This is a genomic window from Clostridiaceae bacterium HFYG-1003, assembly GCA_024579835.1.
Classification (GTDB): Bacteria; Bacillota; Clostridia; order Clostridiales; family Clostridiaceae; genus JG1575.
The window spans coordinates 788,593-804,868 of the sequence record CP102060.1; the positions used below are offsets into that span (position 1 = coordinate 788,593).

Genomic DNA, 16,276 nt, shown 5'->3' on the forward strand with positions numbered 1-16,276 from the left:
GAGCCCGTCGGGCCAGGATAAGGTGGAATGACATGGAATTTGAAAGAAATGATATGGGAAAACATAAGATCGAACTGATCCGGCTGGTGGAGATTCTCCAGGATGAAATCGATCGCTCATCCAAGGTCCCGTTCTCGAGCAAAGTCATGGTTAACCAGGAGATTGTGACAGACATTATCAACGAGATCATCCAGAGCGTGCCGGCGGACTTCAACACGGCTCAGTATGTCATTGCCGAAAAGGACCGGATTCTGGATGATGCCAACAACGAGTACAACCGCATCAAAATGGAAGCGGAGGAAATCATGCGCAGCCAGGTCAATGAGCACACCATTGTCCGGGCAGCGGAGGATAAGGCGCGCGAGATCGTCTCCAAGGCCCAGACCGAAGCCAAGAACATGCGCCTGGCTGCCCGGGATTACGCATACAGCCTCCTGTCTGATTTGGAAAAGGAGCTCCAGCTGCGGTCCAATGACGCCATGGTAGCCTTTAAGAAAGATATGGAGGATTTTGTGACCGGTTATCGCCAGTCCATTGATTCAACGACCCAGACGGTCCGGGAGAATATCCAGGAACTGTCCACCATGAAATAATACGGCCGACAAAGCCGAATGATCCCCATTGATCAGTTCAAACCCGCCGAACCGCGGGTTTCCTCTGCATTATGACCAAATCCAACGATAAAGGATGATCCAAATGGACTTTAGCAAACGCGCTCTTCCGCTCCGGCTCCTGGTACTGGCAGTGGGCCTGACCCTCTACGCGGTGGGAATTTCTGTCACGGTTCGCGCCAGTATTGGCTTCTCCCCCTGGGATGTCCTGCATCAGGGAATCTCAAACCACACCGGTTTGTCCTTTGGCACCGTGTCCACGCTGGTAGGCATTGTCATCCTTTTATTCAACAGTTTGTGGAAGGAACGCATCGGCTTTGCCACCATCGCCAATGCCGTCATGATCGGCATCATTCTCGATGTAGTGCTGCCGCTGATCCCGAAAAGTCAGAGCTATCTCACCGGAATTCCCATGATGCTGGCGGGTCTTGCCATCATCGGCTTTGCCACGGCAATTTATATTTCGGTGGGCCTGGGAGCAGGTCCCCGCGACGGCATGATGCTGGCCCTGACGAAAGTCACGGGGAAAGATGTGGCCCTCATCCGCAATGCCATCGAGATCATCGTCACGCTTCTGGGATTCATTCTGGGCGGCCCAGTGGGGCTTGGTACCGTAATTACCGCCCTTTCCATGGGCTTTTTTGTTAAGCTGGCCTTTTCTGTCACTGGTTTTGGTCCCTCCCGGATCACCCACCAGTACCTCGGGCTGTCCTTAGTCAAAGACTACCTGGCGCGTCAGTCCGCGAAATAGAGCCTGGACCAAGCGCAAAAAAGACACCCTGCCACTTCGCCGGAACAACTTGAACCGGCAGAGGGCGGGATGTCTTCTTTTTATGTTGATTCGCTTTTTTCTGATCCTTAATCCTTAATCCTTAATCCTGGATCCGCAGGGGATGAGTATAATCAGAATTCGGAGCCAGGGTGGGGGAAAGCAGGCTGTAGAGGCGGGCAGCCATGAGATCCGGGAGGAAGTCGGCTTCTGATACTTCCGTGGCACTTTGAATTGCCTGGATGGTGCGGGTCTTGCGGGTCTGTGCCAGAAACCGGGCACCCTGGCGGTTCAGCGCCAGAATTCGGGTGTAGCTTGGCAGCTGCCTGCGCCGCTGGTCGTAATTCAGGCTGTCAAAGCCAAGGGCAAGGTGGAGCAGCAGCCGGCGAATTCGGGTGTAGGTGAGGCGCCGGGTTTTCATGGCCAGGGCAAAGTCCTGAATGGACTGGTCGTTCAGAAGCGGAGCCTGATTGGCGATGCGCTCCCCAACCCCGTTTCGGGCTTCCGGGAGCGACTCAATGGCCTGGGGAAACAGGCTGAGTCGATAGCGCAGAATCAGTTTCAAGCGGTCTTCGTCCAAAAGGAGCTCGTCGCTGAGTCCGGCAAAGAGGGCGGCGATCTCTGCGGGTAGTCCGGCCAGTGTCTGGCCGGTGTTACCGGCCAGCAGAGCCTGGCGCAGTGCGGTGGCTGATGGGAACTGTCCTGTTTCCAGGCTGGTGGCGTGATAGCCCAGACCCTGACGGCGGATTGTATGGAAATTCAGGCTGGAGCCCATCTCCTGTGCGGCCCGGACGTATTCTACGGCCAGAATATCATTGGGGGATTCCATGGCGCTCTCCAGACCGGGTGATCCGCTGAGCTGACTCAATGCCAGGGCTCTGGCCCTGGGATAAGTCAAACCCTGAGCCAGCAGCTCTTTCAGATGGACTTCCATGGATTCTTTATTTTCTGTGAGCAGACGGGCAACTGTCTCAATTTGTGTCAGATTGCCGGACTCCGACCCAAAACTCAGGATGCCGGCAGGATCCAGCCCCTGGGCAATGGCAACGCCGCCCCGGGCGAAAAATTCCGCAGAGGATGTGGCATAGACCGCCGGCAGTTCCACGACCAGGTCACAGCCTCCCGTGAGAGCCAGCCGGGCCCGATTGAACTTGTCCAGGATAGCCGGTGCGCCGCGCTGGACAAAATGCCCGCTCATGATGCTGACGACGTTATCCGGAGCCATTTCTTCCCGAATCCGGCGGATTTGGTAGCTGTGTCCTTTGTGAAAGGGATTGTATTCGCTGATGATGAAAACAGTCTTCATGGCTTCACCTGTTCTATTCTTTCGTTTCTTCTGTTATTTTAAGTTACAGCAAACCTTGATAATATGCAATCAAATACGTTAATATATAAGATAGAAATAGTATGCGGCGACTGGTTCAGCCAAGTCGTAAAAAAAGGAGAATACTACCATGGATTTCATGACAAAGATGAAAAACCAGGCCAAAGCCGATGTCAGAACCATCGTCCTGCCAGAAGGCGAGGAAGAACGGAATCTGACGGCGGCAGCTGAGATTACTCGGGACGGCATTGCACATATTGTCCTGTTGGGCAATGAAGCGAAGGTACGGGCCAAAGCGTCTGACCTTTCTCTGGATATCTCCGGATGTCGGATCATCGATCCTCTGACGGCCGAGAATTTCGAAGAATACGCCAATGAGTTTTACGAACTGCGCAAGAAGAAAGGGGTCACGCCGGAACAGGCTGCCGAAATCATGAAGGATCCGATGTACTACGGAACCATGATGGTCAAGCGCAATGACGCGGACGGCATGGTCTCCGGAGCCATTCACACTACAGGCGACCTTCTGCGGCCGGGTCTGCAGATCGTTAAGACTGCCCCGGGAGTATCCGTGGTTTCCTCCTTCTTCATCATGGAAACCAATTCAGCATTTGGCGACAACGGCACGCTGCTGTTTGCCGACTGCGCGGTCAACCCGATGCCCGATGAGGACCAGCTGGCTTCCATCGCCATCTCGACAGCGGATACCGCCAGACATCTGATGGGCTTTGATCCGAAAGTAGCCATGCTGTCATTCTCCACGAAGGGTTCAGCTGAACATGAAGTAGTAACCAAGGTGCAGAACGCTGTGAAAAAAGCCAATGAGCAGCGCCCGGATCTGAAAATCGACGGGGAACTTCAGGCGGATGCCGCCCTGGTTGCCAAGGTAGCCGCTCAGAAAGCACCCGGCTCGGAAGTGGCCGGTGCAGCCAACGTCCTGGTATTCCCGGATCTTCAGTCCGGCAATATCGGCTACAAGCTGGTACAGCGGTTTGCCGGTGCCGAAGCCATCGGCCCGATCTGTCAGGGCTTTGCCCGTCCCATCAATGACCTCTCCAGAGGCTGCAGCGCCGAAGACATCGTCAATGTTGTGGCAGTAACCGCGGTACAGGCTCAGACCAGATAATCACGCAAACAAACCAGATATTACACCGTCGCAAGAATAGCTGATATCGCAGATATTGCAGCGTGTGAGCGGGACACATCTCGACCATCGGGAAACAACTCAAACAAAAGATTAACTTCAAAAAAATATTATAGAGAACAGGGGTAGTAAATATGAAAGTTTTAGTTATCAACGCCGGATCCTCCTCATTAAAGTATCAGCTTTATGACATGTCCAACGAAGCCGTTCTGGCCAAAGGCCTGGTAGAGCGCATTGGCATCGAGGGATCGCTTCTGACCCATCGGCCGGAAGGCAAAGACAAACATGTGATCCAGACAGAAATGCCCGATCACAAGATCGCAATTCAGCTGGTGCTGGATGCGCTGGTCGATCCAGTGGTCGGCGTGATCAAGAACGTCGATGAAATCACCGCAGTCGGACACCGGATCGTACACGGCGGAGAAAAATACTCCAGCTCCGTACTGCTCGATGATCAGCTGATGGAAGAGCTCAAGGAAGTTTCCAAGCTGGCTCCGCTGCACAACCCGCCGGCTCTGATCGGTATCCGCGCCTGCCGCGAACTGATGCCGCACACACCGATGACCGCCGTGTTTGACACCTCCTTCCATCAGACCATGGATCCAGTAGCTTACATGTATGCCATTCCCTACGAACTGTATGAATCGGACAAGATCCGCCGTTACGGCTTCCACGGCACATCCCACAAGTATGTGGCCAACCGGGCTGCTGAAATGCTCAACCGCAACATTGAAGACATGAAGATCGTTACCTGCCACCTGGGCAACGGATCCTCCGTCACCGCGGTCAAGCACGGCAAGGCCATTGACACCTCCATGGGCTTTACCCCTCTGGCAGGTCTGGTTATGGGAACCCGTACCGGAGATATGGATCCGGCCATCGTTACCTACCTGATGTCTGAAAAAGGCTGGGACGCGAAAGCAGTTGACAACCTGATGAACAAAAAGTCCGGAGTCCTTGGTGTTTCCGGTGTTTCCTCCGACTTCCGTGACCTGGAAAAAGCCGCTGCCGAAGGCAACAAGCGCGCTCAGCTGGCTCTGGATATGTTCCACTACCGGGTCAGAAAGTACATCGGCTCCTATGCAGCAGCCATGGGCGGAATTGACGCCATCGTCTTTACGGCCGGACTGGGAGAAAATTCCCCGATGGCCCGGGAAGAGATCCTCAAGGGACTCGAATTCCTCGGCTTTGAAGTGGATCTGGCCAAGGACAATGTCCGCGGCAAGGAAGTCATCTTCTCCTCGGACAATTCCAGAGTGAAGCTCATGGTCATCCCGACCAATGAAGAGCTCATGATTGCCCGCGACACCAAAGTTCTGGTGCAGGAAGCCAAACACTAAGCCTGTCCGTCATTCAGGAATAAGCGGGTCGATCCACTGCGGATCGATCCGCTTTTCCAGTTTTCAGAATCGAAGTGCCGATTCATCATGTTCAGCAAATAACCGATTTCGCAGTTCACCCGGCTCACCCGGGTCAGCTGAATAAACCGGATCAATCAGATCAATCTGATCAAGCCAATTAAAGCGGATCAAGGCGGATTTAAAACGGATTAAAGCCGTTCATGGCAGATCCTCCTGGCCCGATTCTGAATGGTGATTGTCTGCTGGATTTGATAAGATGATAGAAGAACTAATTTACAGATTTCCATGACTTGGCTCGATGGAATCCGGAGATAAATTTTATGAAGCTTTTTGAGATTGTCCCTGCTAATTTTTTTTCGATTCTGGTCTCGCCCAATCGGGAGATCTATGTTGACGCACTGATGATCCTGCATGAGGAGTTCAAGGAAAAGTTGAACATCAAAGTGGAGGATTATTTGTCGTCCCTCATTTTTCTGCTGGAAGACCGCCAATTTGAGTTGGAGTCCGATGATGAACCGCAGGGCGCTTTATCGGTCAGCGGGAAGGCTCGCCTGATTATGGAACGGCTGACCCGGACGGGCTGGATAGAGCGAGAATTTATTGAGAACTCCTTCATCGAAATTATTTCGCTCCAACCTTATGCCGTTCCAGTCATCAAGCTGTTAAGCGAACTGGGATCGGAAGAATCGGAAGAGTATTCCTCCATGGTGTTTGCCACCTTCTCGGGGTTAAAACAGGCCATGGAAGCGGATCAGGAACACCTGTATGAGGCAGTGCAGTCGGCCAGAGCCAACACGGAGCGGCTGCAGCATTCTATGCGCAAGCTCTATCATGGAATCCGGCGTTTTCTGCGCGGCATTGTTCAGGTCCAGGATGTCAACACCTTACTGACAGAGCACTTCATGGAATTTCGCCGGTTATCGGATCGATACTACCATCCGATCAAGACGTTGGACTCAGTGTATCGCTATATGGGTCCGATTCAGGAACTGATTGCTTCCATCAGCCGGGAAGAGCAGTTCGTCGAGGCTATGGTTGCCCGGGCGATGTCTCTGCGTCAGCTCGACTCAGAAGAGGCGGCCCGCCAGGAAGTTCTGACGGCTCTGGACTATGTGGCCGGATCCTACTCCGGCATGGACCGGCTCATCAATGAGATCGACCGAAAGAACAGCAGCTATACCAAAAGTTCAGTGGAAAAGATCCGCTATCTGATGACTGCCGATCAGTCCATTCGGGGAAAACTGGCTCAAATTTTAAAGACAGTGGCTGCTGCAGACGGCTCGGAGCAGGATCGGGTTCTGGATCGGCTGGAGCGAGGGATTCAGGCTTCGCGGCAGGAATCGCTGGATGCCAGCTCGATCTATCATAAAACGATCCGGGCGCGGCGAGTTGTTCGTCCGGCTTTGCCGGTTGACACGGAAGATCCGCTCTCTGGCATGGCTCAAGCTTTTCTGCTCGACCAGATGAAAACCGCGTACCCTGTCGCAAGAATCCGCCGGTTTGTGGAAGATCTGTTTGAAAAAGCCGGTCCGATGATTCGCGCGGCGGATCTGCCGCTGGAGTCTGATGAAGAATTCATTCTGCTGATTCTTGCGGTGATCCGACATCAGGACCCCCGGATGCCCTACACCATCGTTCCCGGAGAGGGGCGGATCCTGCGCAACGGCTACTGGATTCCGGATCTGACGATTCAGCAGAAAACTCAGGATCCAAAAATCAGACTGCCGCAGAGCGAACTGGAAGTTAGTGATCCCTGGAGGGATGGGCGTTCCAATGCCAGCCAGAGAAAAAAATCCGGGATCCGCAGTCAAAGGACGAAATCCGGCACCGGACAGTCTCAATCCAACGCCGTTAATCGAAGCAATGACCAGATCAGCGGTTTTGATCTGATCGAAGCCATGAACAAGGAGTCTGACCATGAAGTGGAATGAACGCTATGACAATTTAAACAGCACGGATAAAGCCGAGTTTCGGCGACTGGTCAATTACCTGTTTTCTCACACCTATCTGGTTCGGGATGTATACCGGCCGGACAAGCAATGGCTGGAACCGGGCAATGATTATCGGCTGGTAAGTCGTCACTTTGAACTGTTTCAGGAATATTTCGCGGTGGCCGGCTGGCGTCTGGACAAAGACGATACCTACGGCATTGTCTCCCTGACCAGCGAATTTGATCAGAATCGCCTGCGCCTTGACCGGTTCACTACGCTTTTTCTGTATACCTGCCGCCTGATGTTCGAAGAAGGCCGGGAACTGGGGGACCAGCTGAATCATGTCCGAACGGATACCGGGACGGTGGTGGAGAAGATGAGGAGTCTGGGCCTTCTGTCCAAAGGACGTTCCACCCAGAAGGAGAGAATGGAGGCGCAGCGTACGCTGTCCCATTTTAATATCATTCAGAAACTCGAAGCAACCGCCTGGTCGGCGGAGGGGAACAGCATCCTGATTCTGCCGTCCATTCTGGTGATTCTACCCAATCATGAAATCAACAACATCGTTCGGGAACTGGAAGAGTTAAGACAGGAAGTTCAAACCGGCACAGAGGCCGCGATGGATCCGGCACAAGGAGAAGAGGAATGAAACAGCTGAAAAAACTCCTGCTCATCCACTGGCATTATTTTGATTACCAGCTGGTGGAATTTGATCAGCTCAATTTTTTGACCGGTCAGAATGCTTCCGGAAAATCCACGCTGATTGATGCCCTCCAGCTGGTGCTGCTGGGTGATTTTTCCGGATCGTTCTTTAATAAATCAGCGGGCGGCCGCACCAACCGGAATTTAAAAGGTTATTTGATGGGAGAGCTGGGCGATGACGAACAGTCCGGCTTTCGGTATCTGCGCGATGGCCGGTTTACCAGTTACATCGTCCTGGAATTTCATGATGAAGAGAAAGATCGGGACTTTACCGCGGGCGCCGTTTTTGATGTTTATGCAGAGTCTGATATCCAGAAAATGTTCTTTTCCTACGAGGGTCCCCTGGATGAAGGCGGATTTTTAAGGGATCAGGTTCCCATGGATATCACCCGTCTGCGGGGATTCCTTCGTCAGGAGTATGACGGGAACTTTGATACCACCGACACCGGCAAGACCTTTCGAGAAAAGCTCTACGGAAGACTGGGCGGTTTGAAGGGCCGGTTTGGCGCGTTGCTGAAAAAGGCGGTGTCTTTCAATCCCGACGTCGATCTGCAGAAATTCATCACCGAGTTTGTTTGCGATGATCAGCTGCCGGTGGATATCAGCCATATGCAGGAAAACATTCGGAGCTATCGGCAGCTGGAAGAAGAATCTCTGATTCTGACGGAGAAGACACAGCACTTGGAAGCGGTTGTCACCGCCCATCAGGATTTTGAGAAATATCGGGAAAGCGAACAGATGTATTCTTATCTGATTCAGCGCGGAGAGCTGGAGTGCAGCATGGAATCCCTGACTCAGGAGGAAACCCGCCTCGCTCAGACCCGACAGACCCTGGCTGAATGTCTGATCCGGGAAGAACTACTCAACCAGGAAATACAGCAGCTGCGTCTGGATCGGGATGAGCTGGTCGCACGGCAAGTATCAGATCGGGTTACCCAGCTGCTGGAGCGGCTGGATGGCCAGATTGCTCAGGTCGAAGAGGAGATTCGTACCATCAGGCTTCGAGGTGAGCAATCGGTCAACAATCTGCGCCGCCTGGCCGAGTTATGGGGCAATGCGTCCCATCGGATTGCCCTGGCTCTCAGGGAGATGGATTTTAGTTCATTCCCGCCGCTGATCGCTCAGCGCCTGACGGATACCGCCGGACTGGCTCAGCAGCTGACGGAGCAGGTTCGGCCGATCCGGCAGCTCCTGCCGGAAGAGTTCCGGCAAATGGAGCGGCATCATCTGACGGAACTGGCAGAAGCCATCACCTCAATTCAGCAGCAGATTCGCAGTCTGCAGGATCGTCTGAAGGATCTTTTGGATGAGCAGGATCAACAGTTGGCTCAAATGGATGCTGAACTAAAGTCGCTGCAGAGCGGTATTTTTCCTTTCCCGAAAGAAACGCTGGATTTGAAGGAAGCCATCGCCTCCCGCTTGCGGGTCGTCACTCGAACCGAGCCGAATGTTCGGATCCTGGCGGAGGTGGCTGATTTAAAAGATGAAAAGTGGCGCAATGCCGTGGAAGGGTTTCTGCACAGTCAGAAATATTACCTGCTGGTTCCCCCGGATCATTTCCAGGAAGCCGCTCGAGTGTATGATCAGGTCAGAGATCAGCAGAAATTATACGGCGCCGGGATCATTGATTCGGCGAAACTGATGCGTCAGTCGACTCCGCCCGAAACGGGCTCCCTGGCTGAAGAAATCATTACGGAGGACGAGCAGGCCAGGGCATTCCTGAACCATGTGCTGGGAAGGGTTCATAAAAGCGAACAGGTCGAAGAGCTGCGCCAGCACGCTACCGCCATTACACCGCAATGCATGCTCTATTCCGGCTACGTCGTCCGCGCACTGTCGCCCGAGCGCTGGCGCAAGCCGGCCATCGGCCGCGCTGCCATCCTGCATCGGCTGGAGACCCTGCGCCAGGAACTGTCAGAACTCAAAGCCGAGCGAGCCCTTTGTCACGGAATTCTGGGCTTGTTGGAGGAGCCTGCCCATCTGCAGGGGATGGAACCGTTGGAGGTAGAACGTTTTGCCGAATCGGCTCAGGCGATGAGGGACCTCCCGAAGACTCTGGAACGGCGAAACGAACTGATGGCACAACGAAACGCGATTGATGTATCGAGCCTGGAACGGATTCAGTCTCAGATTCGCTCTCTGGAGCAGGACATCAAGGTTCGGGACGAGGAGATCAGAGAGTTATCGCGTCAGATCGGCGGGCTGAAGCAGGCGGCGGCAACTGCGGGCGAACTGATCATCCCGGGCCTGAGGGATGCCGTGGATCATAAGTTCCGGACGCTGCAGGCAGATTTCGATGCGGAATGGATGGAGCAAACCGGAGCGCCCCGTTATGTGCGGGAACTCAGTCAGCGCGGTACCCCGCGCCAAGTCGCCAACGCTTTTCCCCGGGAGTTGTCCAAAGCCAGAAATCTGAAAGAGGGGTCCTGGAATGATCTGACGGAGCGGCGTCGGCGCTACAACGATCAGTATAAAATGGGTTTTGATGTTCAATCCCCGGACAACACAAGTTTTGAAGATGCGTGGCTGGAACTGAGCGAGAACAAGCTGCCCGAGTTCAAAGAGCGGATTCAGGATGCCAAAACCAAGGCTTTTGAGCAATTCCAGGAGGATTTTTTAAGCCGCCTGCAAAATAACATCACCAGTGCCAGACAGCAGATCGAGGAACTGAATTACGCCATCAAAGGGGCGACCTTCGGGGAAGATGCCTATCGGTTCCGCATGGTGGCCCGACCGGAGTACAAGCGGTACTATGATATGATTATGGACGATATGCTCAGCCGGGGCTACAGTCTGCTGTCACAAAGTTTCAATGACAAGTACAAGGATGAAATCAACGACCTGTTTGCCATCGTGACGGACACCGGCGAGCGCGGCCTGTCCGGCCAGGATTACGAAAAGAAGGTTCACGAATTCACGGATTATCGAACTTACCTGACCTTTGACCTGGAGGTTGAGGGCAAGGACGGAACAATTCAGCGCCTGTCGCGAACCTTGGGGAAAAAGTCCGGCGGTGAGACTCAGACGCCGTTCTATATTGCCGTGCTGGCATCCTTTGCTCAGCTGTATCGATCCGGTCGGGAAAAAACAAATTCCACCATCCGGCTCATCATGTTTGACGAAGCGTTCTCCAAAATGGACGGTGAACGAATTATCCAGAGCATTCAGCTGCTGCGCCGGTTCAATTTCCAGGTGATCCTGTCCGCCCCGCCGGACAAAGTGGCGGACATTGCCACACTGGTTGACCGCAACCTGTGCGTGTATCGCAGAGGGCATGTCACCACCGTTCAGTCCTTTGATCCCCGTCATATGGAGGTAGTATATGAAGAGCTCGATTGAGCAGCGAATCGTAAACGGTCTCCTCGACCGGCTGGAGAAAAGCAGTGCCTATCGAAGCGGAACGACATCCAGTCGAAGGATTCTCCTGAAATTTTATGACGGCGGAATCACCGACTTTCCGGAGTATGACATCGAGCAGACCGAGGTCCGGATTCAGATCAATCGGGCGGTGACTGCACTGGCCAGACAGGGGTTGATCCATTTCAGCTGGATGAGGGGAGAGGAGAACCATATTCTGGCAAAGGTCTGGCTGGAGCCGGAACGGCTGGATGAAGCCTATGCTTTGTGCCGACGCACGCCCAAAAAAGATATCTTACTCCAGGTGTCCCTGGATTTGCTTGAACTGGAGCAGGTTTCCACCTCATCAGACTGGGCTCGGGAATACTGCCAGGATTCCCTGACGGTTATCGAACAGAAAGGCCGCGTGCCGCAAATTGTGCCGGAGGACGCTCAGGATCGGCAGGATCTGTTTGCCGTTATCAAAGGCCTGGCAGGCCTGGGGGCCGATGAAATGACACAGCGGGTTTTCTCTGTCAAAATTCTGGGGGACTCCAAGCGGTTTGAAACGAATGTCCGATCCCGTCTGGTTCGGGTGCTGCGGCAATATCTGGAGCATGACGAGGACGCCCGGGAGGAGGATCTGCTGCGGCAGGTGGGGCTTGTCCGCTACCCGGAGCAGTTTGAGTTCTGCGGCGGACTGACATGGATCAGCGGCTCGCAGCGGGTGGACTTTGGTGGGCTCAAGGCAGGTACCAGTTTGTCCGCGGAAGATCTAAAAACAGGTTCTTTGGAACTTCAGCCTCAGATCCGTCGGATCCTCAGCATCGAGAATCGGGCCAATTACTTCAGCTATCTCCGGGACTCCAAGAGACCGGTGGAACTGGTCATTTACCATGGCGGCGTCTACAGTCCGGCGCGAAAGCTGTTTTTCCAGGCAGTTTGCCAGGCCATGTCAAAGAATCACCCGGACTCGGCTCAGGTTGAGTGGCTGCACTGGGGAGACATTGATTATGGCGGTTTTACCATGCTGGCTCGACTGCGCCGGGAAATCAACCCCGGAATTCAGCCGTATCGCATGAGTCTGGAAGAGCTGCAGCGATTCGAGACGCTGGCTCAGACAACCACCAAAGAATATGCCGCAAAACTGCAATCATTGCGGGAGCGACCAGAGTTGACCGATTGCAAGGACTGCATTGAATACCTGGCGGCCTACAGAATTCGTCTGGAACAGGAAAATCAGCTCATGGATCCAATGGAATAATTTCTCGTAAAGCACTTTCTGATCGTCTCGGGGAGTGCTTTTTCGATCACTTCGGAATTCTCTGCCTGAATCTGCCGCTGCTTTCTTCCCCTCGAATTCTCCCGTTCAGTTTTCTCCCGTTCAATTCTCTCCCGTCGATTCTCTCTGGAACAGCTTCTCCACAGTACAGACTTCAGGGAATCTTTTTCTCATAAGCTGCCTCAAGTCAAAAATTGGGCGGGGAGCCATCTTTGAGTGGCCCTGATTCTAACGATCCTCAGAGGCGGGGAATATTTTCTGATATTTCGAAAGCGGGGTTGCAATTAGTGTCATAGTGTATTACTATGATAGTACACTATGACGAGAGGAAGGGATCATGTCCATGTTTCAATTTCTAGATGGAATTCCCATTTACCAGCAGATCGCTGGTGAATTGAAGCGACGTCTGATTTGCGGTCAGCTCGTTCCGGGCGCCAAACTGCCGTCAGTTCGAGAAATCGCGGAAGAATTCAAGGTCAATCCCAATACAGTCCAGCGGGTTTACATGGAGCTGGAAAAGGAGGGTCTGACTTACACCGAACGGGGAGTCGGAACGTTTCTCCGAGAGGATTCTTTCATGGTGGATCGGTTGAAGCAGGAAGAAGCCGTCAAGCTTCGCGCCAGGTTCATCACCGAGGCGAAAAAGCTGGGTCTGGGCCTGGATGAGGTCATCCGGGATATTAAGCAAGAATGGATTGGGGGAGAAAAAAATGATTAACATTTCGAATGTGACAAAACGCTACCAGAGGACGCCGGCCCTGGTGGACGCAACGCTGACACTGGCGCCGGGCAAAGTCATCGGCCTGCTCGGTCCCAATGGATCGGGCAAAACGACACTGCTGCGCATTTTGACCGGAGAACTGCGGGCGGACGGCGGAACCATTGAACTGGATGGCCAGCCGCTGTCGCATCAAAGCAAGGCCAGAATATCGGCACTGACCCGGACGGATTTCATGCCGGAGGGTATGACCATCGCTCAGGCGTCAGAAACCTACCGCTCCATGTTCCAGGATTTTGATGAAGAAAAATTCCTGCGGCTGATTCAGGAACTGGATTTAAAGCCAACGCTTCGGATTGATCGTCTGAGCAAAGGGATGAAGAGCAAGTTTGCCCTGGCTCTGGCTGTGTCGCGCCGCGCCCGGCTGATTGTGCTGGATGAACCGCTGGAAGGCGTGGATCCGGTGGCCCGGGAAGAGATCCTGGATCTGATTGCCGCCGGCTTCTCGCCGGAGTCTACGATCCTGGTCACCAGTCATCTGATCCATGAACTGGAGCGGCTGCTGGACGAAGTGTATTTTATCCGGGATGGACAGGTTCGGGCTATGGGGGATGTGGAAGCCATTCGGGCAGACCGTCAGGTTTCCCTGGATGAGCTGTACCGGGAGGTTTATCGGAAATGATGAGTTTAATGAATTATGAAATGAAGAAACTTCTGAAGAATACCAAGTGGGCTTTGGTAGCAATTGCCGTGCTGAGCGTCTTCTTCCTGATCAGCGGCTACTTTGGCAGTCAGCGCCTGGTCTGGGACGACAGCCTGCCGTCCCAGATCCTCGCCATGGTGAGTTTCATGGGACTGGGCATGCTGATGCTGGTTCTGTTCTTTGCGCCCTTTGTGATCTCTATCGTATCCTACCACAAGGATCTCAATGCCCCTCACGCCGTATTTGAGGCCTACATTCCTGAGTCCGGCCTGAAACGCCTCACAGCCAAGTATGTGAGCTATTTCCTGCTGATTCTGGCTGGAATCATAATTTCCGGCCTGATTGCCCTGGGCACATTCCTTGTGATTAAGCAGGGGGCTCCGGAACAGATCCGGTTTGAAATCGACAATACCATTCTGGAAACCCTGCGCCAGCAGAACCACAACTCCTTCACCGCGGTGCTTGAGTTTGGCCGGTATCTGATCGGATCTGCCCTGGGAATGACCATAAGCACTGTCTTCTTTACCTTTTTCATCACCCTGCAGTCTGTCCTGCGCCACCGCATCAAAGGCGCTACCCCGATCACGTTCCTGGCTGCCGCAGCGGCAGGCATCGGTCTGGGATTCCTGGAAGAGCAGCTGTTTGAACGGATCACTCTGTTCCAGGGCAACCTGATGGGTATTTCCCTCCAGCACTGGTTCAGCCTGCTGGTCTCTCTGACTGCGCTCTTGATCATGAGCTGGTTCCTGCAGCACAAGACCGAATTAAAATAACGAAGCATCCAGCGGATTCATACAGGTTCGGCAAGCGGATGGTCAGGAACAGTTCCAGTGAAAAAAAGCCAGTGCTATCTAGTGCCAGACAGTGCCAGCCAATCCAAAGCCAATGCCAGCCAATACAAACCCAATGTCAAAGCGAGTGCTGGAGCCTCGCCCAAGACAAAGATCAGTTCAGTTTCACGACACTGCTGGGTAGGCTCTAGTTCGGTTCATGGATAGCAATCAACGAAAAACAGACTCCGCTGCCTGGTCCTGTCTGACTGGGCGGTGGAGTCTGTTGATTTAGAAGGAATGGGATGCTCCGTGGGCCGGTCTTAAGCCGGGCCTGGCGGGAGTCACCTGGGTGTCGCCGCTAAAGCGGGGAATCGTGATGCGTGTGATGCTCCCACTGGCGGATCACGATATAATAGAACAGGGCAACCAGAACGGACAGACCAAGGTAGAGCAGCGCGACGCTGCGCGACGCGCTCCATTCGGGGTGACCCAGTCGGTCCAGATAATCGGCGATGGAAAAGATGGCACCGGAAAGCACAAGGAATCCGGGGATCAGGTGGGATGGTTTCATGGGATCTCCTTCATGGGCCTGGATGGCAGTGAGGGTTGACTCCATTCAGCAGGGTCTCCAGGAAGCCTGGAGGGAGAGCGATTGCTGCAGTTCTCGCTGTCTGAATGGGTTGGATTTCTCTTGATATCATTTTATCAAGGCCGAGGCTCTTTCTGCAAGCTATTCTTTGCCCGGGCATTGGCGCGGCTGGATTGTTCGGGTAAAGGGTCTGGCAGTATTCGGTGGCCCGGTCGGACGGAGGGCAAGGTGGAAGGGGGCCGGCGGGTGAAAAAGCTGAACCTGACGGGGGCTGCCGGGTTCCCGCGCGCGATCCTCTGATCCAGCCGGAGTATCCCTGACGTGGTTCATGCAGCGACGGGGATCGTGGACTCAGGCTAATTGGGCAGGGGTCGTTCGGATTCCATGTGGTAATTTCTGGTTATTTTTCCGTCAATTTCAACTGAAATGCCGGGTCAGATTGTTGACACTCTTATCCTTTATTGGTATTATTAATGTTGTTCGTCAAAGGAACTCTTTTTTATGCGTAAAATGGAAAGGGGATTGAGATGATCATTTCAATTGCCGACTCAATGAAAAAGGCCGTGATCAAAGAACTGGATTTTTCATTTGATGCTCCTTCCCTTGAGTCGTTGGAAAAAGAAGGGACTGCGTTCGCTGAACCGGTCCAAGTCAAAGGCACTGTTACAATCCAGCCTGGTCAAATTGAACTGGATGTAGATGTCCATTCAAAGGTCCGGCAGGTCTGCAGCCGCTGCCTGGATGAATTCGAGCAGGAGATTGATCTCTCCATCGATGAAACCTGGGCCCAGCAAGTTTCGGATGACGATCTGGACACAATGCCGTTATCTGAAGGGGACACCGTTGATCTGACGGACCTCCTCGTACAAGATATAATATCCAGTCTGCCGATCCAGCCGCTCTGCAGCGAAGACTGCAAGGGACTGTGTCAGGAATGCGGGGCTAATCTCAATCGAGAAACCTGTGACTGTGATAAGGAACAGGTGAATGAACGATTCGCCGCATTAAAGGATTTATTCAAGGAGGTGTAAGT

At 53.5% G+C, this 16,276-nt stretch carries 14 protein-coding genes; 12 read left to right on the forward strand and 2 right to left on the reverse strand.

Translation table 11 applies throughout. The features are described from left to right. Positions 1-32: 32 nt before the first annotated feature. Together NQU17_03745 and NQU17_03750 are read left to right on the forward strand one after the other, a co-directional pair. Positions 33-593: an ATPase gene (locus tag NQU17_03745; GenBank protein UUM12685.1), complete on the forward strand. Its 561-nt coding sequence runs from the start codon at positions 33-35 to the stop codon at positions 591-593. 103 nt (positions 594-696) lie between these two features. After that, positions 697-1,362 (forward strand): hypothetical protein, encoded by a 666-nt coding sequence (locus NQU17_03750; GenBank protein ID UUM12686.1) that lies wholly within the window; start codon positions 697-699, stop codon positions 1,360-1,362. 121 nt (positions 1,363-1,483) lie between these two features. Here the strand turns inward: NQU17_03750 and NQU17_03755 are convergent, their stop codons facing one another. Further along, positions 1,484-2,686: a nucleotidyltransferase family protein gene (locus tag NQU17_03755; protein ID UUM12687.1), complete on the reverse strand. Its 1,203-nt coding sequence runs from the start codon at positions 2,684-2,686 to the stop codon at positions 1,484-1,486. Between the two features lie 148 nt (positions 2,687-2,834). Between NQU17_03755 and pta the strand changes: the two genes are divergently transcribed. From pta to NQU17_03800, 9 genes are all read left to right on the forward strand, one after another. After that, positions 2,835-3,830, forward strand: a complete 996-nt coding sequence (gene pta / locus NQU17_03760) for a phosphate acetyltransferase (protein UUM12688.1) — start codon at positions 2,835-2,837, stop codon at positions 3,828-3,830. Positions 3,831-3,982: 152 nt separating this feature from the next. Further along, a complete protein-coding gene (locus NQU17_03765) occupies positions 3,983-5,188 on the forward strand; it encodes an acetate kinase (GenBank protein UUM12689.1) in 1,206 nt (401 codons plus the stop codon). A 341-nt stretch (positions 5,189-5,529) separates the two neighbouring features. Beyond that, the gene (locus NQU17_03770; GenBank protein ID UUM12690.1) at positions 5,530-7,140 is read left to right on the forward strand and encodes a DUF5716 family protein; all 1,611 of its coding nucleotides are present in this window, start codon (positions 5,530-5,532) and stop codon (positions 7,138-7,140) included. Further along, entirely contained in the window at positions 7,127-7,789 is a 663-nt protein-coding gene (locus NQU17_03775) for a DUF4194 domain-containing protein (protein ID UUM12691.1), read from the forward strand. Before NQU17_03770 ends, NQU17_03775 begins: the two co-directional genes overlap by 14 nt. Beyond that, positions 7,786-11,181, forward strand: coding sequence for a hypothetical protein (locus NQU17_03780; protein UUM12692.1), 3,396 nt, complete (start codon positions 7,786-7,788; stop codon positions 11,179-11,181). The genes NQU17_03775 and NQU17_03780 overlap by 4 nt, the downstream gene beginning before the upstream one ends. Further along, entirely contained in the window at positions 11,165-12,442 is a 1,278-nt protein-coding gene (locus NQU17_03785; protein ID UUM12693.1) for a DUF2220 domain-containing protein, read from the forward strand. The genes NQU17_03780 and NQU17_03785 overlap by 17 nt, the downstream gene beginning before the upstream one ends. A gap of 361 nt (positions 12,443-12,803) precedes the next feature. Continuing rightward, the gene (locus NQU17_03790) at positions 12,804-13,178 is read left to right on the forward strand and encodes a GntR family transcriptional regulator (GenBank protein UUM12694.1); all 375 of its coding nucleotides are present in this window, start codon (positions 12,804-12,806) and stop codon (positions 13,176-13,178) included. Continuing rightward, entirely contained in the window at positions 13,171-13,860 is a 690-nt protein-coding gene (locus tag NQU17_03795; protein ID UUM12695.1) for an ABC transporter ATP-binding protein, read from the forward strand. The genes NQU17_03790 and NQU17_03795 overlap by 8 nt, the downstream gene beginning before the upstream one ends. Then, on the forward strand, positions 13,857-14,654 hold the full coding sequence (locus NQU17_03800; protein ID UUM12696.1) for a hypothetical protein: 798 nt from the start codon (positions 13,857-13,859) through the stop codon (positions 14,652-14,654). The genes NQU17_03795 and NQU17_03800 overlap by 4 nt, the downstream gene beginning before the upstream one ends. Before the next feature lie 358 nt (positions 14,655-15,012). Here NQU17_03800 and NQU17_03805 read toward each other — a convergent pair whose 3' ends face one another. Next, positions 15,013-15,270 (reverse strand): hypothetical protein, encoded by a 258-nt coding sequence (locus tag NQU17_03805; GenBank protein UUM12697.1) that lies wholly within the window; start codon positions 15,268-15,270, stop codon positions 15,013-15,015. A 500-nt stretch (positions 15,271-15,770) separates the two neighbouring features. Here NQU17_03805 and NQU17_03810 point away from each other — a divergent pair, with 500 nt between their 5' ends. Next, positions 15,771-16,274 carry a DUF177 domain-containing protein gene (locus tag NQU17_03810; protein UUM12698.1) on the forward strand — a complete coding sequence of 168 codons (504 nt, stop codon included), beginning with the start codon at positions 15,771-15,773 and terminating at the stop codon, positions 16,272-16,274. Positions 16,275-16,276 lie beyond the last annotated feature (2 nt).

Excerpts from the sequence above, each read along its gene's own strand:
- NQU17_03745 (UUM12685.1), top strand. The coding sequence starts at position 33 with ATGGAATTTGAAAGAAATGATATGGGAAAACATAAGATCGAACTGATC.
- NQU17_03750 (UUM12686.1), top strand. The coding sequence starts at position 697 with ATGGACTTTAGCAAACGCGCTCTTCCGCTCCGGCTCCTGGTACTGGCA.
- NQU17_03755 (UUM12687.1), bottom strand. The coding sequence starts at position 2,686 with ATGAAGACTGTTTTCATCATCAGCGAATACAATCCCTTTCACAAAGGA.
- pta (UUM12688.1), top strand. The coding sequence starts at position 2,835 with ATGGATTTCATGACAAAGATGAAAAACCAGGCCAAAGCCGATGTCAGA.
- NQU17_03765 (UUM12689.1), top strand. The coding sequence starts at position 3,983 with ATGAAAGTTTTAGTTATCAACGCCGGATCCTCCTCATTAAAGTATCAG.
- NQU17_03770 (UUM12690.1), top strand. The coding sequence starts at position 5,530 with ATGAAGCTTTTTGAGATTGTCCCTGCTAATTTTTTTTCGATTCTGGTC.
- NQU17_03775 (UUM12691.1), top strand. The coding sequence starts at position 7,127 with ATGAAGTGGAATGAACGCTATGACAATTTAAACAGCACGGATAAAGCC.
- NQU17_03780 (UUM12692.1), top strand. The coding sequence starts at position 7,786 with ATGAAACAGCTGAAAAAACTCCTGCTCATCCACTGGCATTATTTTGAT.
- NQU17_03785 (UUM12693.1), top strand. The coding sequence starts at position 11,165 with ATGAAGAGCTCGATTGAGCAGCGAATCGTAAACGGTCTCCTCGACCGG.
- NQU17_03790 (UUM12694.1), top strand. The coding sequence starts at position 12,804 with ATGTTTCAATTTCTAGATGGAATTCCCATTTACCAGCAGATCGCTGGT.
- NQU17_03795 (UUM12695.1), top strand. The coding sequence starts at position 13,171 with ATGATTAACATTTCGAATGTGACAAAACGCTACCAGAGGACGCCGGCC.
- NQU17_03800 (UUM12696.1), top strand. The coding sequence starts at position 13,857 with ATGATGAGTTTAATGAATTATGAAATGAAGAAACTTCTGAAGAATACC.
- NQU17_03805 (UUM12697.1), bottom strand. The coding sequence starts at position 15,270 with ATGGAGTCAACCCTCACTGCCATCCAGGCCCATGAAGGAGATCCCATG.
- NQU17_03810 (UUM12698.1), top strand. The coding sequence starts at position 15,771 with ATGATCATTTCAATTGCCGACTCAATGAAAAAGGCCGTGATCAAAGAA.